Source organism: Phormidium yuhuli AB48, from assembly GCF_023983615.1.
Taxonomy (GTDB): domain Bacteria; phylum Cyanobacteriota; class Cyanobacteriia; order Cyanobacteriales; family Geitlerinemataceae; genus Sodalinema; species Sodalinema yuhuli.
This window is the reverse complement of record NZ_CP098611.1, coordinates 3,906,783-3,929,302: the sequence shown is the minus strand read 5'-3', so window position 1 is coordinate 3,929,302 and position 22,520 is coordinate 3,906,783. Positions and strand designations below refer to the sequence as shown.

Here is a 22,520-nt window from a genome sequence, read left to right as displayed (position 1 = left end):
TCTTGGGGTCTCCCAGAAACAGACGTCATCCGAGCAACGGAAGATTCACCCTTCGTTACTCCCATTATGTCGCGAGTTTTACAGATTCTATACCCTTTTGTTACACCTGCAACATTTTATCCCCAACTTAGCCCCCGTTAAGGAGGAGAAACCCGCAACGCACTGGGAGACGATACGATAGATGGACGTTAAACCCCAGGTAAATGTTCCCCCCAGCCGGGGGAGAGACGCACCTGAGGGGAGTCGGACCACCATGGGGACCCGGATATAGCTCATGTCACTGCGAGAACGATTCAACATCTCAAAATGGGCCATTCAGCATCGAATGGTGACCATCGCCATTTGGCTGGCCATCGCCGTGGCCGGACTTTTCGCCTATTCCTCCCTCCAATACGCCCTCTTTCCCGACATCACCTTCCCCGTGGTCATCGTCAACGCCTCCGGGGAGAGTGAGGATGTCATCAGCACTGAAAGCGACCTCACCGAACCCATCGAAGCCCAACTGTGGGATTTACCCGGTCTCGACGATATCCAATCCCGCGTCTATCCCGGACGGACTGTTATTAGCGTCCTGTTTAACGTCGGCGTCGATCTAACCCCCTCCAGCGACGCCGTCCGCGATCGCCTCAACCAACTCCAACTCCCCGACAACACCGACCTAGAGGTCATTCCCCTAAACCTCAACGAATCCGCCGCCATCAGTTACGCCCTACGGCCCACCGGTGATAGCGACCTAGCAGACATCGCCCCCATCACCGAAAACGACCTCATTCCCCAACTCGAACAACTCCCCGGAGTCCTGCGGGTCGATCTCCTCGGTGATGCTGAGATTGACCCAGAGAGTGACCCAGACCTCCTAACCGAAGACGTCCACCTCAACGCCCCCACCCTGATCCGCTTCGCCGGCGAGAACGCCCTGGCCCTACAAGTCATCAAAGAAGGAGACGCCAACACCCTCGAAGTTGTCCGCCAAGTGGAAACCACCGTCGCCACCTGGGACCAAGACTATCCTCAAATTCAAGTTGACCTAGCCGCCACCCAAGCCGACTTTATCCGCGAAGCCACCCAAGCCACCATCGACACCCTAGGATTTGCCATTATCCTCGCCGTTATCGTCATCTTCGCCTTCCTACGCAACCTCTGGGCCACCCTCATCACCGCCCTAGCCATTCCTATCTCCCTCCTGGGGACCTTCATCGTCATGGCGGTGTATGACTTCAACCTCGAAACCATCACCCTCCTGGCCCTAGCCCTCACCATCGGCATTATTGTCGATGACGCCATTGTCGAAGTAGAGAACATCGCCCGCCATCTTGACGACGGCCTACCCCCCCGGGAAGCCGCCATCGCCGCCACTAACGAAATTGGCCTCACCGTCTCCGCCTCCACCCTCACCATCGTCGCCGTCTTTCTCCCCGTAGCCTTCATGGGGGGAACCATCGGACAATTCTTTAAACCCTTCGGCCTTACCGTCTCAGCAGCGGTTCTCATCTCCCTCCTCGTGGCCCGCACCCTCTCCCCCGTCCTGGCCGTCTATTGGCTGAAACCCAAACCCCAGGGCGATCGCCCCCCGTCCAACTCCCCCAACCTTCTCGATCGCCTCTATTTACCCCTACTGCGCAACGCCCTCGGTCATCCCTGGTTAACCCTCGCCATCGCCGTTCTTAGTTTAGTTCTGGGAATTGGTCTAATTCCCCTGATTCCCAAAGGCTTTATTCCCCAACTCGATCGCGGCGAGTTCAACATCCTCTATACCGCCCCCCTGCCCGAGTTTCCCAGTCCTCAAGACCTCTCCCCCGCCGAGGCGGAGGCGTTCGACCCTGACCTCTTTGAGATGGAAGGATTAGACCAAGACCCCTCCCTGAGGCTGCCCGAATTTGACCCACGCTTGCTTATCCTCACCGCCAGTCAGGACATCGCCGCCGACCTTGAAACCGTGGTGCGCGACCATCCCGATGTGGAATCCGTCTATACCCTCATCGGCTACCGAGGCGAACCCAATCGGGGCCGCCTGACGGTGCAACTGCGGGGCGATCGCCAACTCGACACGGCCAGCGTCCAAAGTGACTTACGCGATCGCCTCCCCCGGCCCGAAGGAAGCCGCGTCAGCGTTGAAGATATCCAATTCGTCGAAATTGGCGACAGCAAACCCCTACAAATTGCCCTCCTCGGCGACGACCTCGACCAACTCAACCAAACCGCCCGCCGCATCGCCGCCGCCATCAGCGACTTACCCGGTCTCATCGACATCGAAACCAGCGCCAGTGACCCCGACGGTGACCTCACCAGTCTCCGCCGTAAATCCGGGGAACGGGTGGCCTATGTTGAAGCCAATCTCCGCCAAAGTCAGGCCCTCGGCGATGCCACTGATGACGTCCTGGCGATCGCCCAAGACCTCCTCCCCCCAGACATCCGCCTAGACCTCGGAGGCGATGCCCAAAATGCCGCCAGCGTCTTCCGCAGTTTCGGCGGCACCTTAGCCTTATCCGTCACCTGTATGTTGGCGGTTCTGATTCTGCCCTTTGGCCGCTTATTAGAACCCTTAGTCGTAGGATTATCCCTGCCCCTAGCCCTCATTGGGGCCCTATTTGCCTTACTCATTACTCAAAGTGACTTTGGCATGATTTCTCTCATTGGCACCATTTTTCTCCTCGGCCTACTCGACAAAAATGCCTTGTTACTCATGGACTATGCCAACCAACTGCGCAAAGCCGGAAAACCCCGCATTGAAGCCCTCCTAGAAACCGGACGAGTTCGCTTTCGTCCCATCCTCATGACCACCGCCTCAACCGTCTTAGGAATGCTCCCCATCGCCATCGGCTGGGGGGCGGGAGCCGAATTACGTCAACCCATGGCCGTCGCCATTATCGGTGGGTTAATTACCTCTAGCCTTCTCAGTTTAGTCGTGGTTCCGGTTTTATATGGACTCCTAGAAGATGGCTGGTTTAAACTGCGTCGAAGCTGATGCTCTGGCTTTGCCAGTATCCCCTCAAGACTTACATAGAAAATCAAAGTCTCTGTGAATTTGCTCTATAACTTTAATTGGATTTTCATTAGGCAAGGCTTTTTGATAGTATAAACCCGCAATGTCTTCAAAAATAGGAGCAATTTGTGGCTTGCCAAATTCCTTTGACCAGTCAAACACCTTGTAGCGAATGCTATGATAAAATTTGGACACATCACGCTTCGAGCCTTTGCTTAGTATCTTGAGTATTTTTTGTATTTTATACGAATCGTTAATCACCTCTTCAGGACTATTTAAAAGCTGATCTAAAATCATCTGCTCATCCTTAGAAAACCCACTATATCGTCGCAGTGAGGGCGTTTGAAATGTCCAAATAAAACTAAACAGGGCAACCAAAATCAATAACTCACGCACAACAGACCGGCTCCTGAGAACTGTTTTATCTCAATCCTACCAAGGTCAAAACCAAAATCCCAATTTGATCATGACTCCAATTCAACCAATCCACAACCGTCTCCCCCGTCTATCCAATCTCCAATTTCCAATCTCCATAATTCTAACCGGTCTTCTCCTGGGCAGTTGCACCCCTTCCGAGAGTCTCCCCGTCGAGGAAACCCCTCCCCCTGTTGGCTCCTCTTCTCCTAACCCCGAACCCTCACCCCTCTCCCTCAGTGATCCCGATTTAGAAGTGCAGCAACAGATACAAGCCTATCTCAATCGCCTCAGTGGGCAGGGTTTTGACCCCCAACAACAGGGAATTTGGCTCCAAACCGATGACCGTCTCTTAGCCGAAATTGGCGGAACCGTTCCCCTCCCCGCCGCGTCCCTGACGAAAATCGCCACCACCCTGGCCGCCTTACGTCAGTTTGACTTGGATCATCGCTTTTCCACCCAGTTTTTCCGGCGAGGTGAGATCAAGGATGGCGTGTTGGACGGGGATTTGCTGGTGGTGGGAGAGATGGACCCTTTATTTGTTTGGGAGGAGGCCATCGTCATCGCCAATCAACTGACCGAGTTGGGATTACGGGAAGTCACGGGAGATCTCATTATCGTCGGTGACTTCTTTATGAACTTTGAAGAAGACAGCGTTCTCTCAGGAGAACTCCTCAAACAGGCCCTTAACGCTCGTCTCTGGACTGGGGACGCCGAAGCCCAATATCGCACTCTTCCCCCAGAGACCCCTCGCCCCCAGTTAGAGATTTCTGGCCAAGTGCGGCAACAACTCCAACCCCTCTCAGACCGAGAATCTGAGCTAGAACTGCTGTTGGCCCATCAGTCTCAACCCCTCCCCCGTATCTTGAAGCTGATGAATCGCTACAGCAACAATGCGATCGCCCATATGTTGGCCAACGCCATAGGTGGGCCGGAGGTGGTTCGCGATACCGTCATCGCCGCCACTGGGATTCCCCCCCAGGAAATTCGGCTCATTAATGGATCAGGATTAGGGCGAGAGAATCAAATGTCGCCCCGAACCGTGATTCGGATGTATCAGGCGATTCAGCAAGAACTAGCCCCCCAGGGGTTAACCCTAGCCGATGTGGTGGCCGTCGCCGGAGAACCCGAGGGTATTTTAACGGTGCGTCCCCTCCCCCCCTACGCCGTGTTGAAATCCGGAAGTCTCAATGCCGTGAGTACCCTATCGGGGGCCTTACCCACCCAAGACAAGGGAATTATCTGGTTTTCCCTACTTCATGGCGGGGGAGATATTGAAATTTTACGGGCGGAACAGGAACGTTTCTTGCGGGAGTTAGAAACTCAATGGGGAGCTGTTGATGAACTTCCCGCCGTCTTAACCATCCAACTCCCGGAAGGGTAAACCCTGTTTTGAGTCGGCCATGAACCGTCATAACAGCTCTCGTAAACTCCCCTTGATGGGGGTCATCGCCATTACTTCCCAATACAAAACCGACTGAAAATGCGGTCTAACACGGACTCGGTAATCTCCTCTCCGGTAATTTCGCCTAAGGCCTGAATCCCCTCCCGTAGGTCAATTGTCCAGAAGTCTAAGGGAAGCTGGGCGCTAATAGTATCTTGGACCCGTTCTAGGGCAGATTTGGCACGAGTTAACGCCGCCCCTTGACGTTGGTTAATACAAAAATCCACATTGGCCGTCTCAATGTCTTGGGCGTTGGCTTTCTCTAAAATCGCCGCTTCCAACGCCTCAATTCCCTGCTGTTGGGCCGCCGCTGTGAGAATCGGCGACTGGGGGTAGGGAAGCGATGGGGGACTGGCGACTAAATCACACTTATTCCAAATTGTAATCAGGGGGCGATCGCACACCCGCTGATAAATCGCCTCATCCTCCCCTGTCCAGCCCGAGCCAGCATCCAGGACAAACAAGACCAAATCCGCCGCCTCCAACGCCTGGCGCGATCGCTCCACCCCCATCTGTTCAATGCGATCGCTCGTCTGGCGAATCCCCGCCGTATCCAACACCTGCACCGGGATTCCCCCCACCACCAACTGAGATTCCACCACATCACGAGTCGTCCCCGGTAAATCCGTCACAATCGCGCGATCGCTGCGACTCCACGCATTCAACAAACTGGACTTACCCACATTCGGCCGGCCCACAATCACCACCTTTAACCCCGTGCGCAACAACTCCCCCTGACTCGCCGTTGCCTCAATTCCCTCAATCTCCCGCAACACCGCCGCCAAATCCTCAACCACCGTCCCCTCATCCAACGGCGGTAAATCCTCCTCAAAATCTACCCGGGCCTCAATCTCCGCCAAAATATCCAAACAGCGATCGCGCAACTGACGAATCGGCTGGGCCAATCGTCCCTGAACCCCCGCCAACGCCGCCTGAGAGGCCGCCTGAGACTGGGCCCCCACCAAATCGGCAATACTTTCAGCTTGCGTTAAATCAATGCGGCCATTGAGAAAAGCCCGTAATGTAAACTCCCCAGGATGAGCCAAGCGGGCCCCCGCCTCCAGGCATAACTGCAACACCTGTTGCACCACCATCATCCCTCCGTGGCAATGAAATTCCACCACATCCTCGCGCGTATAGGAGCGAGGCGCTACCATAAGTAACAACAGGGCTTCATCCACCAACGCCGAAGTCTCCGGATGACGGATGGTTCCGTAGAGAATGCGATGGGTTTGCCAGGGTTGTTTGCCGGGTGCCTGGAATAAGCGTTTGGCAATCGCCATCGCCTCGTCACCAGACAAACGCACAATTCCCACACTTCCCTGTTGAGGGACAACCGCTGTGGCGATGGCCACAATAGTATCCCGGCGTAGCACTGCTTCAGACATTCGTGACGGCTCTTTCTCATGGCGTTCTCATCTTAAGTCTGTTGTACCGTCAATGGACAGTCAACCCTGACCGGAATGGCGATCGCCAGAGGAGTCCAGATGAGCTGTCCCTTCTATCTCACCGTTTGCACTCACTCATGACTCAACCGCTCGGTTCACACGTTCTCACCTATCTGATTCAACTTCTCGAACGGGGGGTGCGCATCATCCGCTATTACTACTGGCGTTTGATCCGTCTTCAAGACCCCCCCGAATACATCGCCCGAGGGGTAGCGGTTGGAGTCTTCGCGGGCTGCTTTCCCTTATTTGGGATGCAAACCCCCATTAGCATTCTCCTAGCCATGATGGCCCGAGGTCATAAACTCTGTGCCGCTGTCTGTACTTGGATCAGTAACCCCTTGACCTATCTCCCCATCTATTGGCTGAACTTCCAAATCGGGCGCTTACTTCTCGGCTCCAGTAGTGATGTGCCTCCTCAATGGAACTCCCTAGAAATCTTCCTGGACCAAACTGGGGAGTTTTTTGCGGATCTACTGCTCGGGTCTCTAGTCATGGCCACCCTATTGGCGATCGTCAGTTACATCGGCAGTTTACGGCTAATTTACCTCTGGCGTCTCAAACGCCAACAGGAACGCCAGCAGAACCGAGCAAAAAAGACCTATACTCATCATGACTCGCGCCACTCCCATCTCATCTCCTCCAATCAATAACCCTGGAGAGTCATCTGAGTCACCGTTCGCCCAAAATATTGTCCAGTATAATCGAAGATAAAGATTTCTCAAGTCGGAGTTTCCTGACGTGGCAGGTGCGAGCAAAACCCTAGTGATCGGAACCCTTTTAGACAGACGTTATCGCATCATTAAGATTTTGGGATCAGGGGCCTTCGGCCAAACCTATCTCGCAGCGGATGTTCGCCGTCCCGGCCTGCCTAAATGTGTCGTCAAACAACTCTCCCCCGTCAAAGGTGGTGTCGAATCCCTTCAGACGGCAAAACGACTGTTTGAACAAGAAGCCGAAACCCTTGAACAACTCGGCAGCCATGATCGCATTCCCCGTCTACTAGCCTACTTCCAAGAAGAGGAGCGCCTCTATCTGGTGAAGGAATATGTGGATGGCCATCCCTTGAGTGAGGAAATTTTACCAGGACAACCCCTTCCGGAAGCCACTGTCGCCCAGATGTTATGGGATATCCTACAAATCCTCGTCTTCGTCCATCAGCATGAAGTCATCCATCGCGATGTCAAACCGGAAAACATTATCCGTCGCGATCATGACCAAGAACTGCTCCTCATTGACTTCGGCTCCGTCAAAGCTCTCAGCCAGCAAATTGCCCAAGATGATGCCCTACGCACCATCGCCGCCGGGACCCCGGTTTATATGCCCATTGAGCAGTTTCAGGGCAATCCTCAATATAACAGTGACCTCTATTCCCTCGGGGCGATCGCCATCCAAGCCCTCACTGGCGTCTCCGCTCACAATCTCCCGAAACTCCAAGACGAATCGGGAACCCTCATTTGGCGCAAACGGACCCAAGTGTCCGACGACCTAGCCGCCGTCATCGACAAAATGGTGACATACTCCTGTGCCAAACGTTACCCGTCAGCCAATGCGGTTTTGGAGGATTTAGCCCCCATCTTAGAGCGGTATCAGATGGCAGGCGAAGCCTCGGAGGCTCCCCTTGAGGAAGACGCCTTAACCCCCGCCGCCACGTCTTCCTCATCCCGTTCGTGGTTCAGTTGGGCTGGTGGTCTGGGGCTAGTGCTCCTGAGTGTCGGCCTAGGACTCTGGCTCTGGCAACGTCCCCGAGAAAGCCGGGCCCGGGACTTTTTTCATCGGGCTCTGGCGAACGTAGAACAGGGGAATCAAGACTTAGCCTTACAGTCCCTCAACCGCGCCATCTATCATCATCCCCATCACGTCGAAGCTCATTATCAACGGGCTAATCTCCACTTTGACCAGGGTAATCTTGAGGAAGCTATCCAAGACTACAGCCGTACCCTAGAGTTAGATCCCAATCACTACAATGCCCTCTACAACCGAGGCTTAGCCCAAATCCAGTCCGGAGACCTAGAAGCCGCGATGAGGGACTTCTCTCAAGTGCTGCAATTGTCTCCCAATGATGCTGATGCCTATTATCAACGGGCCCTAATTTCCTATGAATTGGGGGACTATAGCTCTGCCATTCAAGATTACACCCAAGCCATCCTACAGGATCCTAGTTCTCCCAACGCCTTTCTTAATCGGGGCTTAGCCCACTCCGCTGCCGGGAACCCCACCGAAGCCATTGCCGACTTCACCCAAGCCATTCGCGTCGCCCCTGACCATGTTGATGCCTTCTACAGTCGCGGTCGCGCTCGCTTCAATATGGGGGAATATCGCGGCGCACAACAGGATTATAGCCAGGTGTTGGCCTTAGAGCCGGACCATACTAAGGCACTGGTGAACCGGTGTAGTGTCCACCTGAATTTATTTGACTATGAGGCGGCGGTGGCTGATTGTACTCGGGCCCTGGAGTTGGCAGAGGATGATTGGGTCGCCTATAACAATCGCTGTATTGCTCACTACAATTTAGGGAACTATGAACAGGCTGTCGCTGATTGTAGCCGAACGATTGAGTTAAACCCCAACCATGCTAAAGCTTTTAGTAATCGGGGCATGGCTAAGGGGGCATTGGGGGATTTAGAGGGGGCAATTGAGGATTACAGCCAGGCGATTGACTTGAACCCTGATAATCCGGTGGCCTTTAGCAATCGTGGCACCGTCTATGCTCAGTTAGGAAATTATCAACGGGCGATGGAAGACCACACTCAAGCCCTGCGGCTTAATGATCAGTCGCCCACGCCTTATTTTAATCGGGCAGCGGTGCGGGAGAGGCTTCGGGACCGCTCGGGGGCGATCGCCGATTATGAACGCGCCGCCCAGGCCTGTCTAGATGTGGGCCGGGTGAACTGCTATGAACGGGCCCTTGAACAAATCGAACGACTCGGAGGACGTTAGCATCCGTCGTTAAACGGGTGAACGGACGGGGATGCCTTGGCACAAGTCCAGTAAAATCGCCATCAATTCGGGATGTTGGCTGAGGGTGTCAGCTAGGATAACCTGGGGCCGGGCGATCGCCTGTAGGTTCTCGGCAATGGCATCGGTGAGTCCTCCAGGACAGAGGAAGTAGGGCAGTACCCCCACCCGTTTATATCCGGCCTGCTCATCGTCTTGCAGTTGTTGCTCTAGGCGGGGTTCAACGGACCAATAAGCGGTGCGAACCGGACAACCGACTCGTTCTGGGAGTTGTGCGGCTAGGGCCTCGATGGGAGCATTGCCCCCGGGCCGCCGACTCCCGTGGGCCAAGAGAATCCAGGCGTCACAGGGGGGGGCGGCCTGGATTTGCCCTTGTAAGACTTGGCCGAGTCCCTCGTGACTGCCGAGATAGGGCAGAATCTCTAGGGTGGCTGTTTCCGGGAGCTGCGATCGCGCCATCGCCACTTCCTCGGGGATGTCCTCTTTCACATGCACCCCCGGCAGCAAAAACAGGGGCAAAATCCGCACGGGCCGTTGTACCTGCTGATAAAAGTTCAGCAGTTGTTGGTGCAGAGGTTCCGGTTGACAATCCAGGGCAGCTGTTCCCACTGGAGACTGTCCTAACTGTTGTGCCATGAGATGGGCCAAATGACTCACGATTTGAGCGGGACGGGGATCGCGGCTACCATGGGCGACCAGTAAATAGGCGGGGGAGGTCATGGCTGGGTGCAGTTTGGGATACTTATTCAGAATAACGAGGGGGGAAGGTAAAAGGCAAAAGGGGGAAGAAGGCAATAGGGGGAAGAAGGCAAAAGGGGGAAGAAGGCAATAGGGGGAAGAAGGCAATAGGCAATAGGCAAGGGGCGGAGGGGACAAAAAAATACCGCGTCGGACAAGGCCAGACGCGGATTCAAACTCCAAGATGGAAGACCTGGGCTAATTAGCTCATGGTCGCACCACTGCGATCGTAAGAAATTGAGTTGTTGTAAGAGGGTTTACCTTGAACGTGAGACCAATGATCACTGGCCTCTCCCGGAATCCCGGCTTCCTCAGCTGCTCGGGTTAACAAAGACTGTTGACGGTTGCGGATGGCTTGATGATGACGGCTCATCAAGGCGCGGCTGCGATCGGTTAAAGACATGATTATTATTCCTCGACGGCTATTGCTAAATCTTGCGGCGGCTGACATTTTTGTCTTCCACACTTATCAATATAACAAATTTCTGTATCTTTTTTTACAGTTTAACAATTCTTAAAGTGGTAGAGACAAGAAATGTCCCATTCACCAGGCAAAAGCTGACCCCAGGCTCATCTGCTGCTCGGGGGACTTTGGCAACCTGAAGAGGGTGGAGAGGCAAAAGGCCAGAATCGATGATTGGAATATTAAGAATTTATGGAGAAGAGTGAAGCTCTCAAGGCCCTGAAGCTAGGCTGCAAATGCCCTAGGCATCAAGGGTTTAGCTCCAAGGTCTTGACGAGTGACTTAGTTGGGATCGCCTTACAATAGGGGCAGATGTATCAGTAACTGAAAACTGGGGTGATCATATCTAGTTAAATTTACCGAGACTCCAACCCCTATCAGTTCTCATTAAGCCTCAGGTGCGATCGCCATTGGCTACGAGCGAGCCAGAGGTCATTTAGAGCCTCATTTGAACCCGTTTTAACTCCAATTTAACCAAAACAGCCATGAAAGTTCCTTTACAAGCCCTGCCCCTAACTCCCCAAGCCACAACCATTCACTGTCCTAACTGTGGTCGTCTAGGGGAGCGGCACAACCTGGATCACGGTCGTCTAGTCCGCACCGAATGTCACCATTGTGACTACCTCATGATTACCTGCGGTGAAACCGGAAATGTCATTGAGGCCTATTCCCCAGGTCTTTATGCCCACGCCATTTCCTGACCGGTTCACCTACCAAGTTGGGTCACTATAGAGATCTACGGTAATTTGGTCCATCCCGGCCGGAACCGCCGTAATGCAAGAACAAATGGCCTCACCATTGAGATCGACCTCACAGGCATGACAAGACCCCATCAGACAGCCTGTGGGAATCGTGAGGCCAGCCCGCTTCGCCACATCCAGTAACGGCTCACCGGCTTGGGCCTCTACTGTCACATCGTCGGGGAGAAATTGTACTTGCACAGTCATAGGTGTAGGAAATGAGGATGCTAACACAAACCGATCGCCCCATCATCTCAACATCAGAAGACGTTGTCCCGGCCAGTCTCCTCCGAGAAAGTTCACCCTGATACAGACAAAAGGGGCCATCGTATATCAAAATGTTAACCACTATTCTCTGATTCTGCCGTACTGCGTTGACAACCTTGGTGACTTCTTCAGACCCCGTGGGCAAAGTTTATCTCGTCGGAGCCGGCCCCGGAGACCCAGGCTTGCTGACGGTGAAAGCCAAAACCCTAATTGAATGTGCTGACGTGGTGGTCTATGATGCCCTCGTCAGTGAGCCGATCCTGGCCCTAATTGCTCCCCAGACTGAGCGAGTTCACGCCGGAAAGCGTCGTGGCCGCCATTCCCTGCGACAAGAGCAAACCACACAACTGCTCATCGACTTAGCCCAACGTCACGCCGTTGTCGTGCGTCTGAAGGGAGGCGATCCCTTTGTCTTTGGTCGTGGCGGCGAAGAAATGGAAGATCTCTTGGCAGCAGGGGTTCCCGTAGAGGTGGTTCCTGGGGTGACCTCGGGGATTGCAGCCCCGGCCTATGCGGGGATTCCCTTAACCCATCGTCAATACAGTTCCTCCGTCACCTTTGTTACCGGCCATGAGATGGTGAACAAATATCGGCCTGACGTCAACTGGGAGGCGATCGCCCAAGGGTCGGAAACCATCGTCATTTACATGGGAGTGCGTAATCTCCCCAATATCATTGAGAATCTTCTCCAAGCTGGACGAGCGCCAGACACTCCCATCGCCCTGATTCGTTGGGGAACTCGCCCGGATCAAGAAGAACTCCTCGGTTCCCTTGGCTCCATCGTCAAACAAGTCGAACAAACTGGCTTTGAGGCCCCAGCCGTGGCGGTGGTGGGAGCCGTCGTCAACCTTCAGCCGATTCTCACTCGGGGCTGTCCCCAACCCCTCCCCAAATAACAAGGCGATCGCGATTTTCCAGGGGGAAGACGGCGATCGCTACCAACGTGACGTTACCTCAGTGAGGGTTAACGGGCGGGAACTGGCTCAGTTTTAGGACTCCAAGCGCTGAACCGCTCCGTTTCTACCATCGGCTCAAAACCGCGAGTTAACGTCGTGATCTTCGCCTGTTTGGCTTGCAGCACCTGAATGAGAAACTCTAGAGCTTTTCTAGGATTCCCCGCACCGCAAAAAAACAGATCCGCTGCAAAATAGCCATGCTCAGGCCAGGTATGCAGAGCAATATGAGACTCTGCCAAGGTAGCCGTCGCAGTTACCCCGTGGGGGCTGAACTGGTGAACGCATAAATCAATCAGTGTTGCTCCTCCGACTGAAACCGCATCCATGAGTGCCCCACGAATACACTCTGGGTCATTGAGCAGCTCAGCGGGGGATTCCCAGGCATCAACGACCAGATGGGTTCCGATTGCTTTCATTTATCAACAATGCTCCTTAAAAACAAACCATCTTACTTCTAGCACAAATTCCTAAAACCCGGAGAGTTTTGCCGATGATTCCCCAAATGGCTGACTAGCCACCAATTCCCAACCGTAAGGCTAAACTTGGCGTTAGGGGTAAAAGGGTTAATAGCATCATCAACAGGGACAGCAAACTCATCAGAGCCCGCACGTCATTGGGTTCCCGGATTTCATTCAAACTGGGACGTTCTAAATCTCGCTGGACAACCAAAATAATGATGGCCCAATAGAGAGCTAAGGGATTAGCAAAGGTGGCGATCGCCAACACCACTAAGGTTGCAATAGTCGTCCGTCCAGCAATTTTGCGTCCATAAATGGCTTGCACGGCCCGACCCCCATCTAACTGGCCCGCCGGCATTAAATTAATGGCATTGATAACCAATCCCAACCAACCCAAGACCACCAGAGGATGAACCGCAACCAAGGCCTGATTGAGAGTTTGCCCCAACAAGCCTTTCGCCACCACCGCCACCAACACCGAACCTCGGAAAAACTCCGTGGGAATCTGAAACAGACTCTCGGCATTGGACCACCCTAACCCCAGCAGCAACAGGGCGAACGAGAATAGCCCCCCAGCCAGGGGTCCAGCAATAGAGACATCAAACAACACCGAACGATTCGGCATCAGAGACTCAAAACGAGTAATCGCCCCAAAGGAGCCAACCTGCCAGGTGGGTAGAAAAAACGGCGGTGATAAACGCACCCCATAGCGACTTGCCATAACTCGATGGCCCAGTTCGTGAATCAACAGAATGGCCCAAATCCCCAAGGCTAAGGGTAACGTTTCTGACCAGCGGCTAAAATCACTGAATAAATCAAAACCTAAAAAAATACCAGCCGTTTCCAAGGAGGTAACCACCGTCGCCAGACAGAGTCCTAGGGCCAGAAGTTGTTGCCCTTGAGTCAGGGGTTGAGGGTCTTTCTCCCGAGGTAACACCACCACTACCGGCTTCCCTTCCGGATCCGGGACCAAAAACAAACGATAGCGATCGCCCGTCACCCCCTCCAAGCGAGAGGCGAGAATCTCATAAGCGTATTCAGGCTCTCCCCGCAAATTGCCCTTAAAAATCGCGCCAGACTGATACGGGATCGTCTCCGTACAAAAAAATGTATCAATAGCAAAAATAGTTTGAATCTGGCGTAAATCCTCATCAGGAATCGCCGGAAACTCCAGGGCCGGCTTACGTAAATCTGGCTTCCCAGATAACCCAGTCCCCGAAGCGACGGGCCGTGAAGCCTCTCCCGTCGAAGTTGACTCCGATGGAGAGGAGAGGTCTCCATCAGAGTCAGACTCCGTTGCCCCATCTGAATCGGTCTCACCTGGGCGAAATGGAGACGGCTGAGACTCAGAGTGTTGGTCTGTCTTCAAGGTATTCTCTAAACGATTCTGTAAGTTGGCCCGTTCTTGTGGGTCTTGGGCCGCCCGGCGCAGTTGGCGCCCCAAGGCGATATAAACAATAATCGACAGGACGATTACCAACAATTCCAAGGCCAGATTAATATAAATTCCGGCTGCCAAGAGGCCAAAAAAGACCAGCCAGGGGGCCGTCACGGACACGGACTGCAACCACGATAACAAACCAATTTTGCCGTAGGGACGGGCACGGGCATAACCCCATGCCAAAATTCCAGCAGCAAACAGTACGATTGCAATAGGTGTGATTGTCTCAGTCGCGATGTCCATCCACTTAGCCTTTAACATTGTCCTTTAACGTCGGTGCGTTTGCACCTCGCTGTTTTCACTTTAACCCTTTCAGCGCATTGATTTCTCTGTCAATCCCCGAAGATATCGCCTTTCCCCTTAACCGGCCAACCCGCTGCCTCCTGAGTGAGCCTCCTAAAATGAAGTTTAGACCGGGGAACTTAACCTGGCCCCCTGTTTATAGACAGTCTCCCAGGTTATGACCTTGCCCTGTACCCGTTGTGGACTCAAGTTGCTGCCCCCATGAAACCTTTTGCTTTGTCTATTCCCTGGGCGACTCTCTCAACTGGTGTTGTGTTGGGGGTGGCAGTTTTTTGCCTTGATCGCGTGGAATCCCGTCGCTTCCGAGACCAGAGCCGCCAGTCAGTTCTTCAGGAACTCAACACGGTGCGAACCCTTTTGGAAGGGCAACTCTACAGTCATTGGGTTTTGGCCGATGCCTTGGGTCGCCAGGCTCTAGCTGAGTCGCCCCATCCTTCCCGGTCTTGGTCAGCCTTACGAGGACAACTACAACAAAACTATCCCGCTATTGAAGAAATTGTCTGGAAACCCAGGTCTACTGCTGCTGAGGTAGACTCAGCCGTTCCCTTAGCCCCCCAGACTGAATCCTCCTCGTCCTTAGGGCGGATTCAGTTGCAGGTTCCCATTCAACTGGCGGGCCCGGAGGCCAATACTCCCGACGTGGGAGAGGTTCACCTGATTGTTGATTTAGACCGGTTAGTTAGGGATAGTCCCTTGGCTGAGCGTGTCTCTAATTTGGACTGGGCCCTACGGACTCCCAACCCCACAGGGGACACGGCATCACTCCTGTTTGGTAAGGTTGGGGTGTTTGAGACCGCTCCAGTAACCGCTGACGTGCGGGTGTTGCAGACGGTCTGGCAAATTGCTGGTATTCCCACTCAAGGATGGTCTCAACAATCGCCTCTACAGCCTTGGATTCGTACCCTCGGCACAACCCTGACCCTGGGAATGATGCTATTGGTGGCTAGGGGGATACGCCGCTCTCAACGTCGGTTTGAGGCAACAGTCCAAACCATCTTGGCTGAATTGGAGGCCCAGGAACATCAATACCGTTCCATGGCTGACAGTACCCCAGTGATTCTACTGCAACTGGATTTGCAGGGGGTTCCTCACTTTGCCAATCTCTATAGTCAGAATTTTTTGGGCTATGATTTCCCGACCTTGGAAGAAATGCCCCTGGGGAAACGGTTGGCTAGTCCAGAATTGCAGGGGTTGATGGAGGAGGCGGCCCAGAGTCATATCGTGGCGGTGTCGCGGGTAGTCCCGATTCACCGCCGCAATGGGGAACAGGTTTGGGTGAATTGGCATATCTGTTTATTGGGGGATCGTTCAGGTAATTCTCCTGGGTTACTCTGTATTGGTTATGATGTGAGCGATCGCCAAGGAATTAAGAACCGTTTGCTGACCCTACAGCGCCTGTGGCAGCGACTCTTTGAGCTGATGGGCGATCGCCTAATGTTGGTGAATGGTCAGGGCCAGTGTTGTCAGGAGGATCTCCATGAATCTGTCTCCCTGACGTCCTTAAGACCCAAGACAAGTCTGAGGGGGAGGTTTGGGGCCGTCGAGGCAGAACAGATTACAGAGGCCGTACAGCGGGCTATAACCCTCCACCCCCAAGAGAGCCGTTTTTGCTTGAGTTCGGATTCGGGGTGTTGGTTGGTGACGGTGTTGCCCTTCCTAGAGGATTATGCCCTAGTGGTGATGCAGGATATTCAGGAGCAACAGGACCTCAGCCGTCGCCTAGAAAACACGCAACAGGAGTTAGAAGAGCGAGTGCGCGATCGCGCGGGGCAACTGTATGACACCAATAAACGACTTCAACAGGAAGTGGTGGAGCGGATGCAAATTGAGGAAGCCTTGCGCTTAAGTGAGGAACGAGAACGGGAGAAAGCTAGGCAACTCGAAGCAACTCTCAAACAACTCAAACGCACTCAGGCTCAATTGGTGCAGACGGAGAAGATGTCTAGTTTAGGACAGTTAGCGGCGGGCATGGCCCATGAGATTAACAACCCCGTCAATTTTATTTATGGCAACCTTACCCCAGTCCGTAACTATCTTAGCGACCTCCTAGAATTGGTTCATCGTTATCAAAGCCATTATCCTGAACCTCCTGAGTCAATAACTACTTGGCAGGAAGAGATTGATATTTTATTTCTTCAAGAGGATTTATTTGATATTCTTCAGTCGATGAAGGTCGGGGTTGAGCGGATTCAGGCTATTACTAACTCCCTAAAAAACTTTGCCCGCCTCGATGAGATGGGGATGAAATCAGTCAATCTTCATGAGGGGATAGAGAGTACCTTAACGGTCTTACAGAATCGCCTTAGAGGTCACGGAAAACGACCGGACATTTCCCTAGTTAAACAATATGGGAACATTCCCAATGTGACCTGTTATGCGAGTCAGATTAACCAGGTTTTGATGAATGTCTTGGACAATGCGATCGATGCCATTCAGGAGCGTCTTAAACAACAACCCGACCCCCCACCTGAAATCCGTATTTCCACCCGCTGTCTCAGCGAAGATAGGATATCCATTATTCTAGAAGACAATGGAACCGGGATTCCTGATACAGTTCAAGGGGAAGTCTTTAATCCATTTTTTACAACTAAAGTTGTAGGAACAGGAACGGGACTTGGGTTATCGATTGCCTATCAAGTCATTCATGAAACCCACGGAGGACGAATTAATATTACCTCTCAACCCGGACAGACTCAATTTGAAATTCAACTCCCCCATAAACCCATCCCTCCCCATCAAACATAATGCGTACTGAAGAATCATTAGAGCGAATAGCGAACTTGCTAAACAACGCCAAGCAACTTCCTAAACATAAGGTCGCTCAACCAACCTTTTTCGAAATAACAGGATACCCACATCTAGAAAACGTCAGTAGCAACGTTTTAGCATTTTATCTACAACCGAGTAACCCCCATCAATTAGGAGGTCTTCTCCTTCAGGCTCTGTGTCTTGCTGCCAATCATCCCATCGATGAATTGGACGCAGCAAGCGCAACTGTACGCACAGAAGAAAGCACATCTGGAAACAAACGAATTGATATTGTCATTGAAACGAACAATACGATGATTGGCATAGAAAATAAGATATACCACGAGCTTAATAACGATCTTCAGGTCTATTGGCGGCACTTAAGCTTAAATGCACAGAGTCGAAATGTTATGGGAATTGTTTTATCCTTAAAGCCCATGCAATCTCCTGATACAACAGGTTTCCAAAACATCACCTATGAACAGTTATTTACGCAATTCGAGCTGTCCCTATCAACGCTAGATCAATCCAAGCGTTATCATTTATTTCTGCTTGAGTTTATTCAAAACATACGCAATCTAATAAGGGGCACAACAATGGATTTAGATAGGATTAACTTCTTTCGAAACCATCAACAAGAAATCAACAATTTACTGTCAGAAATAGACAGGCTAAAGCAAGATATGCGCCAGCGATTAAACCAATTAGCAGAAACCCTAGAATTGGAGCGTCACGACTCACGAGTCACGCAAGGCTATTGGTCACCACCTACTGCCGCTGTGATGGAGTTCCTGTTTTACACCATCGATATTAACCCTCAGTGCGTTCTTCAAATCGATATATTTATCGACTTATCAGGCTGGCACATGCAGTTTTGGAATCGGCGGGGTGAGAGACAACGGGTGCAACACATGATGATAGAACAAGACATCCCTCACCGTGTTCAACAAAAGCCGGTTTGGAGGCTAGTCTATACCGGCCCTTGCCCGCCTTTCGAGGCGGATATTAGCGAGCTGCACCCATGGGTGACAGAGGTTACAAATCAATTGATATAATTTAGCGATGTTTAGATGGCAGTAGTTCGGCGAACCTGGAATAAACTCTGAAGTTGTTCCGGCTGCTGACTCGCAATCACTTGGTCAAGATTAGTCACATGGCTTAGATAACGGGCAATTTCCGCAAGCTGAGCCAGGTGGTCTTGGCTAGATACCTTGCTGGGACTAAGCAACAGGACCACCACATGAATAGACTGGGCGGACTGCTCGTGATGGACTCCCGTGGGATGGGTGGCCATAAACATTAGAGTACGATCTAATTTCGGTACCCGAGCATGGGAAATAATCATCCCGGGCAGAATTTCGCTGGCATAGCCCACATCGTCATACACCAGGGCTTTCAGCACTGACCAATGTTTGGGGTTGTCCTTGGCGATCGCCGTGGACAGCAAGGCCTCCACCGTTTTTTCATAGGACGAAGTGGTCAGCCCGAGCTGTACCCGCTGAGGGTCAAACAAGGCTAAGGGTGACTGAGGCGGATGCACATCATAAACAACCGCTTCTCGCTGAGACGGATACAGAACTAGAAAGCTAGCCCGGGAAGCCGCCAGTTCCCGGGGCAGTTGCTCTAATTGCCCTGTATGGGCGATCGTGCCGAGGCGGGCACTGACGAGTACCACTAAGTCCGTATCTTTTAGGCTGTCCCGCCAGGTGGCTGCTGGTGTAAACGTCGTTTCGATTTTGAGGGGAATTGTCTCTAGGCACTGGCGGATTTGCCGTTGGCTTTCCTCTGAGGTGACGACATTCAGAGTGACCCCAAGTTGGGTGGCAAAGTGCTTGAGACTGCGGGCTGCTTCATAGAAACCGGGCATATAGTCAATCAGGGGTGGCAAGATGACAGTAATCCGCCCATAGGTATTGAGGGGGCTGTCTAACTTGCAAACCCAGACTTGCTGGCTGGTTTGCTCTAGCATCTGATCAATGACCCCGCCAAAGATGCGCTGTTCGGGGGACTGTTTGCCATTCCAGCCAATCACAATATCGCTGGTGCGGCGTTCCAGGGCCGCTTCCACCATCCCGACGGCGGGGTTAGCCGCTATGCGCGTGACTGGATTCACCGTCAGATCCATCTCCGCCGCATGGACAACGGCGTGGGCCAGGAGCCGTTCGGCTTTCGCCACGTTGCTTTCTGCGTTTTCGCGATCGTCATCAGGTTGGGTGGTGACAACAGTCAGGGGAACGATCGCCTCATTGGACTTGTGATCCCGCAGCAGGGCGGTGACCTCAATCAGGGCATCAGAGGTGGCCGGGTTAGCCAAAGGCACCAAAATTCGCTGGGGGGTGTTGCGGGGCTGGAAATTATGGCTATGGTCTTGCTGGGCAACTTGACGACCATAGTATTCCACGATCGACGGTCCCAAGATGCAGGTGGCAAAAATCATCATCACCACCCCGTTGAGCACGTCATCTCCAATAATGCCTAGCTCATAGCCCACCAGGGTGGCCGCCAAGGTGGCCGCCGCTTCGCAGGTAGATAGGCCAAACATCACCATACCCTCGGCATGGGAATAGTTATAGATTTTGCGGGTTACCATCGAGGCGATCCACTTGGTTCCCACGTTGGTGGCCAACATCGCCCCCATCACGATCCAGGCAGTCATGCCGCTGGCCAGCACCGAGACATCGACGAGCAAGCCAATGAAAATCAGGAAAAAGGGAATGATGAACCCATCACCAAAGAACTGAATCCGACTCATCAGGCGACTCCGTTCGGGAATCAGGCGATTCAGGGTAAGTCCCACTAAAAAGGCTCCTAAGATCTTCTCAATGCCAATAGCATCGGCTAGATAGGAGAAGACAAAGAGAGTGGTAATCACAAAGACAAAAGCCGGTTTATTGTTGCTGCCGATATTACGAAAGAACCAGCGAGCTAAGGGCGGCAGTAAATAGAGAATGGCGGTGACATAGAGGATTAGCGCTAAGCCTAGGGTGATCCAAAACTGGGCGTCTAGGTCTCCTTGGGAGGAGCGCGCAACCACCACCAACAGCAACAGCGCAACGGTATCTGTCAAGATAGTGCCGCCGACAGTGGTGGTTACTGCATTGTTTTTGATGATTCCCAACCGACTAATAATCGGGTAAGCAACCAGGGTATGGGATGCAAACATGCTGGCAATCAAGATGGATGCCAACCAGTCAAACCCCATTAATCGGAAGATAATCGTCCCCAAGGTTTGGGGAATGGTAAAGGTGATTAGACCAAAAACTAGGCTGCGATCGCGGTGACGCAGGAATTGCGTCATGTCAATTTCTAGCCCCGCCAGAAACATGATATAAAGTAAGCCCACATTACCCAATAGAGTTAAGGCTTGGCCTTGCTCTAGGACATTCAGAACGCTGGGGCCAAGGACAACTCCAGCCACAATGGGCCCAGTTACCCCCGGTAAGTTAATCCGTTCAAATAGCAGCGGGGCAATTAAAATTACCGCCATACAGATGCTAAAGATTAGCACCGGATCTTCGGCAGGCAGGGAAAAGTTAAACAAAGAGTCCATGCTATTAATCAAACTTCAATAAGTTGAGTCAGTTTAGTTAGGAATGCACAAGTAACGCCATGAAAACTTGAATGTGGCAATCCACATCAAGACGATTCTGGGTTAGCCAGTAGGAACTCGGCCACCGGCTAATTGTCTGGCGGCAACACTAAAACTCGACAGGGCACATAGCGAACTCGCCGCCCTTGATAGGCGGCAGCATGGACATTAGAACCAAATTTCATGGGTCTGCTCCAGGTCTAAATAGGTACAGTGAACAGGCTGTGATGTCCACAGCTTGGGACACTGAAGCAGTCAATCATTTGAAAAAATGCTGACGACTCAGTTTCCCCTCAATGCCGACGAGGTTAGCTGTCGGGCTAGGACTGAGAGTTGTCCTTCTCTGATTACCCTCAATTGGGTATAAGAACTCAGAGATTCGCCCCTTTAACTGGTTCCCCCGCTTCACAAGCGCTTTTCCAAGCTTGGAAATGAACTTATGAACTAGGCCAACTTATCGAACTAGAGACAATTTAGTCGAAAAAATTAGGGATGTCAACTCAAGCGGTCATTTGTTGTCAAAACTATACTTAAGGGAGCAGGGGGCCCCTGAAATTGCTATCCCTGAAGAGGGGAAGGGGCGTTGTTCCTAGGAAGATTTGGATTCCATCGATCGCGCCAGTGATAAGGTCGTCGCAGTCCAGGGAACTGGGTTAATCACGTCCGTTTGTAGTTGACGCTCCCGTAAACAGTCTTGGAACTCTTCTGGGGTTCCCGAGGCCTTGAGAATGGACACCAATAGCCCCTCAAAATTCACATCACCTCCGGCGGCGGTTGGTAAAATGTATTGGGGCTTAATCCATTGCACCAATTCCAGGGCGCTCTCCTTCCCCTTAATAAACGGCCCCACCAGGGGAAGTTCCAGGTTCACCAAGGGGGCGATCGCCACGTCAATCGGGGGGAGATCTTTCAACAAGGAGCTATGATTGCCATGAGGCTCGTAATATAAGGACGTTCCTGCCTGTAAATCACTGATCACATAGGCATTTTCTACGGTTGTTGGACCAATGGGAGAGCCGGGGAAGGCTTGGATTTGTAGGCGATCGCCCCAGGTGTAGATTTGCCGCTGGGATAGAGCCACCACCTCCTCATAGCCTAACCCCCGCGCCACCTTCGCAGCACCTGCCGATCCCACCACCGGTAGGCTTCGCCCCAGTTGTTCCAATGTAGGGGGATGGGCATGATCTGGGAGTCCCTGGGATAATAGAATTACATCAATATCACCGGGGATCGGCCGTTCAATGGGACGAGTGCCCTTAAATAACCAGGGGCTATTGCCAAACACCAACGGCCCCACCAACCAAGGATCTAAGAGAATTCGACAGCCGTTGAAGTCCAGCAGCCAAGAGTTGCTATCTAGATAGGTTAGTTCCATCGATAAAAGTTAATATTTTGTAACATACAAAGCTATTGTAAAGGATTTTCCCAGATCATGACGGGTGCAAACTCGGCAGTTTCCGTAAGATTACGGAGTTAAGCGGCGAATGACCATGATAGGATGAGAATGGTGTAAAATCTAAAATTTAGATTAGTTCAGAAGTGTTAGCGTAAGACCATCACACATTAAGTCCGA

General features: G+C 52.5%; 17 protein-coding genes and 1 riboswitch. Of the genes, 8 read left to right on the top strand and 9 right to left on the bottom strand.

From position 1 onward, the window contains the following. Window positions 1-274 precede the first annotated feature (274 nt). Window positions 275-2,965 (top strand): efflux RND transporter permease subunit, encoded by a 2,691-nt coding sequence (locus tag NEA10_RS16850; protein ID WP_252662514.1) that lies wholly within the window; start codon window positions 275-277, stop codon window positions 2,963-2,965. Between the two features lie 24 nt (window positions 2,966-2,989). Here the strand turns inward: NEA10_RS16850 and NEA10_RS16845 are convergent, their stop codons facing one another. Further along, window positions 2,990-3,379 (bottom strand): hypothetical protein, encoded by a 390-nt coding sequence (locus NEA10_RS16845; protein ID WP_252662513.1) that lies wholly within the window; start codon window positions 3,377-3,379, stop codon window positions 2,990-2,992. A 70-nt stretch (window positions 3,380-3,449) separates the two neighbouring features. On the opposite strand from NEA10_RS16845, the gene NEA10_RS16840 reads away from it, so the two are divergent. Beyond that, the gene (locus tag NEA10_RS16840; RefSeq protein WP_252662512.1) at window positions 3,450-4,781 is read left to right on the top strand and encodes a D-alanyl-D-alanine carboxypeptidase; all 1,332 of its coding nucleotides are present in this window, start codon (window positions 3,450-3,452) and stop codon (window positions 4,779-4,781) included. A gap of 71 nt (window positions 4,782-4,852) precedes the next feature. On the opposite strand, the gene mnmE is transcribed toward NEA10_RS16840, so the two are convergent. Further along, window positions 4,853-6,229 (bottom strand): tRNA uridine-5-carboxymethylaminomethyl(34) synthesis GTPase MnmE, encoded by a 1,377-nt coding sequence (mnmE, locus tag NEA10_RS16835; RefSeq protein WP_252662511.1) that lies wholly within the window; start codon window positions 6,227-6,229, stop codon window positions 4,853-4,855. Window positions 6,230-6,231: 2 nt separating this feature from the next. Here mnmE and NEA10_RS16830 point away from each other — a divergent pair, with 2 nt between their 5' ends. Together NEA10_RS16830 and NEA10_RS16825 are read left to right on the top strand one after the other, a co-directional pair. Next, window positions 6,232-6,939 carry a DUF2062 domain-containing protein gene (locus tag NEA10_RS16830; protein ID WP_252662510.1) on the top strand — a complete coding sequence of 236 codons (708 nt, stop codon included), beginning with the start codon at window positions 6,232-6,234 and terminating at the stop codon, window positions 6,937-6,939. Window positions 6,940-7,027: 88 nt separating this feature from the next. Then, the gene (locus NEA10_RS16825; RefSeq protein ID WP_252662509.1) at window positions 7,028-9,226 is read left to right on the top strand and encodes a serine/threonine-protein kinase; all 2,199 of its coding nucleotides are present in this window, start codon (window positions 7,028-7,030) and stop codon (window positions 9,224-9,226) included. Between the two features lie 9 nt (window positions 9,227-9,235). On the opposite strand, the gene NEA10_RS16820 is transcribed toward NEA10_RS16825, so the two are convergent. Then, on the bottom strand, window positions 9,236-9,964 hold the full coding sequence (locus tag NEA10_RS16820) for a sirohydrochlorin chelatase (RefSeq protein ID WP_252662508.1): 729 nt from the start codon (window positions 9,962-9,964) through the stop codon (window positions 9,236-9,238). A 220-nt stretch (window positions 9,965-10,184) separates the two neighbouring features. Beyond that, on the bottom strand, window positions 10,185-10,385 hold the full coding sequence (gene gifA, locus NEA10_RS16815; RefSeq protein ID WP_252662507.1) for a glutamine synthetase inactivation factor IF7A: 201 nt from the start codon (window positions 10,383-10,385) through the stop codon (window positions 10,185-10,187). Window positions 10,386-10,930: 545 nt separating this feature from the next. Here gifA and NEA10_RS16810 point away from each other — a divergent pair. Then, window positions 10,931-11,146: a hypothetical protein gene (locus NEA10_RS16810; protein ID WP_252662506.1), complete on the top strand. Its 216-nt coding sequence runs from the start codon at window positions 10,931-10,933 to the stop codon at window positions 11,144-11,146. A 9-nt stretch (window positions 11,147-11,155) separates the two neighbouring features. On the opposite strand, the gene NEA10_RS16805 is transcribed toward NEA10_RS16810, so the two are convergent. After that, window positions 11,156-11,392 carry a 2Fe-2S iron-sulfur cluster-binding protein gene (locus tag NEA10_RS16805; protein ID WP_252662505.1) on the bottom strand — a complete coding sequence of 79 codons (237 nt, stop codon included), beginning with the start codon at window positions 11,390-11,392 and terminating at the stop codon, window positions 11,156-11,158. A gap of 179 nt (window positions 11,393-11,571) precedes the next feature. On the opposite strand from NEA10_RS16805, the gene cobA reads away from it, so the two are divergent. Continuing rightward, a complete protein-coding gene (gene cobA / locus NEA10_RS16800; RefSeq protein WP_252662504.1) occupies window positions 11,572-12,348 on the top strand; it encodes a uroporphyrinogen-III C-methyltransferase in 777 nt (258 codons plus the stop codon). A gap of 68 nt (window positions 12,349-12,416) precedes the next feature. Here cobA and speD read toward each other — a convergent pair whose 3' ends face one another. Together speD and NEA10_RS16790 are read right to left on the bottom strand one after the other, a co-directional pair. Further along, window positions 12,417-12,824, bottom strand: a complete 408-nt coding sequence (gene speD / locus NEA10_RS16795; protein ID WP_252662503.1) for an adenosylmethionine decarboxylase — start codon at window positions 12,822-12,824, stop codon at window positions 12,417-12,419. 94 nt (window positions 12,825-12,918) lie between these two features. Further along, window positions 12,919-14,490: a site-2 protease family protein gene (locus NEA10_RS16790; RefSeq protein ID WP_445164652.1), complete on the bottom strand. Its 1,572-nt coding sequence runs from the start codon at window positions 14,488-14,490 to the stop codon at window positions 12,919-12,921. Between the two features lie 321 nt (window positions 14,491-14,811). On the opposite strand from NEA10_RS16790, the gene NEA10_RS16785 reads away from it, so the two are divergent. Continuing rightward, complete coding sequence (locus NEA10_RS16785) at window positions 14,812-17,355, top strand: ATP-binding protein (protein WP_252662501.1); 2,544 nt, start codon at window positions 14,812-14,814, stop codon at window positions 17,353-17,355. Beyond that, window positions 17,355-18,413 (top strand): PD-(D/E)XK nuclease family protein, encoded by a 1,059-nt coding sequence (locus NEA10_RS16780; protein WP_252662500.1) that lies wholly within the window; start codon window positions 17,355-17,357, stop codon window positions 18,411-18,413. The genes NEA10_RS16785 and NEA10_RS16780 overlap by 1 nt, the downstream gene beginning before the upstream one ends. An 11-nt stretch (window positions 18,414-18,424) precedes the next feature. On the opposite strand, the gene NEA10_RS16775 is transcribed toward NEA10_RS16780, so the two are convergent. Next, complete coding sequence (locus tag NEA10_RS16775; RefSeq protein ID WP_252662499.1) at window positions 18,425-20,908, bottom strand: cation:proton antiporter domain-containing protein; 2,484 nt, start codon at window positions 20,906-20,908, stop codon at window positions 18,425-18,427. Window positions 20,909-21,229: 321 nt separating this feature from the next. Then, window positions 21,230-21,388: riboswitch (cyclic di-AMP (ydaO/yuaA leader) on the bottom strand. Between the two features lie 148 nt (window positions 21,389-21,536). Continuing rightward, complete coding sequence (locus NEA10_RS16770) at window positions 21,537-22,322, bottom strand: MBL fold metallo-hydrolase (RefSeq protein WP_252662498.1); 786 nt, start codon at window positions 22,320-22,322, stop codon at window positions 21,537-21,539. Window positions 22,323-22,520 lie beyond the last annotated feature (198 nt).

Excerpts from the sequence above, each read along its gene's own strand:
- NEA10_RS16785 (WP_252662501.1), top strand. The coding sequence starts at position 14,812 with ATGAAACCTTTTGCTTTGTCTATTCCCTGGGCGACTCTCTCAACTGGT.
- NEA10_RS16780 (WP_252662500.1), top strand. The coding sequence starts at position 17,355 with ATGCGTACTGAAGAATCATTAGAGCGAATAGCGAACTTGCTAAACAAC.
- NEA10_RS16840 (WP_252662512.1), top strand. The coding sequence starts at position 3,450 with ATGACTCCAATTCAACCAATCCACAACCGTCTCCCCCGTCTATCCAAT.
- NEA10_RS16850 (WP_252662514.1), top strand. The coding sequence starts at position 275 with ATGTCACTGCGAGAACGATTCAACATCTCAAAATGGGCCATTCAGCAT.
- NEA10_RS16775 (WP_252662499.1), bottom strand. The coding sequence starts at position 20,908 with ATGGACTCTTTGTTTAACTTTTCCCTGCCTGCCGAAGATCCGGTGCTA.
- NEA10_RS16810 (WP_252662506.1), top strand. The coding sequence starts at position 10,931 with ATGAAAGTTCCTTTACAAGCCCTGCCCCTAACTCCCCAAGCCACAACC.
- gifA (WP_252662507.1), bottom strand. The coding sequence starts at position 10,385 with ATGTCTTTAACCGATCGCAGCCGCGCCTTGATGAGCCGTCATCATCAA.
- NEA10_RS16770 (WP_252662498.1), bottom strand. The coding sequence starts at position 22,322 with ATGGAACTAACCTATCTAGATAGCAACTCTTGGCTGCTGGACTTCAAC.
- mnmE (WP_252662511.1), bottom strand. The coding sequence starts at position 6,229 with ATGTCTGAAGCAGTGCTACGCCGGGATACTATTGTGGCCATCGCCACA.
- NEA10_RS16820 (WP_252662508.1), bottom strand. The coding sequence starts at position 9,964 with ATGACCTCCCCCGCCTATTTACTGGTCGCCCATGGTAGCCGCGATCCC.
- speD (WP_252662503.1), bottom strand. The coding sequence starts at position 12,824 with ATGAAAGCAATCGGAACCCATCTGGTCGTTGATGCCTGGGAATCCCCC.
- NEA10_RS16805 (WP_252662505.1), bottom strand. The coding sequence starts at position 11,392 with ATGACTGTGCAAGTACAATTTCTCCCCGACGATGTGACAGTAGAGGCC.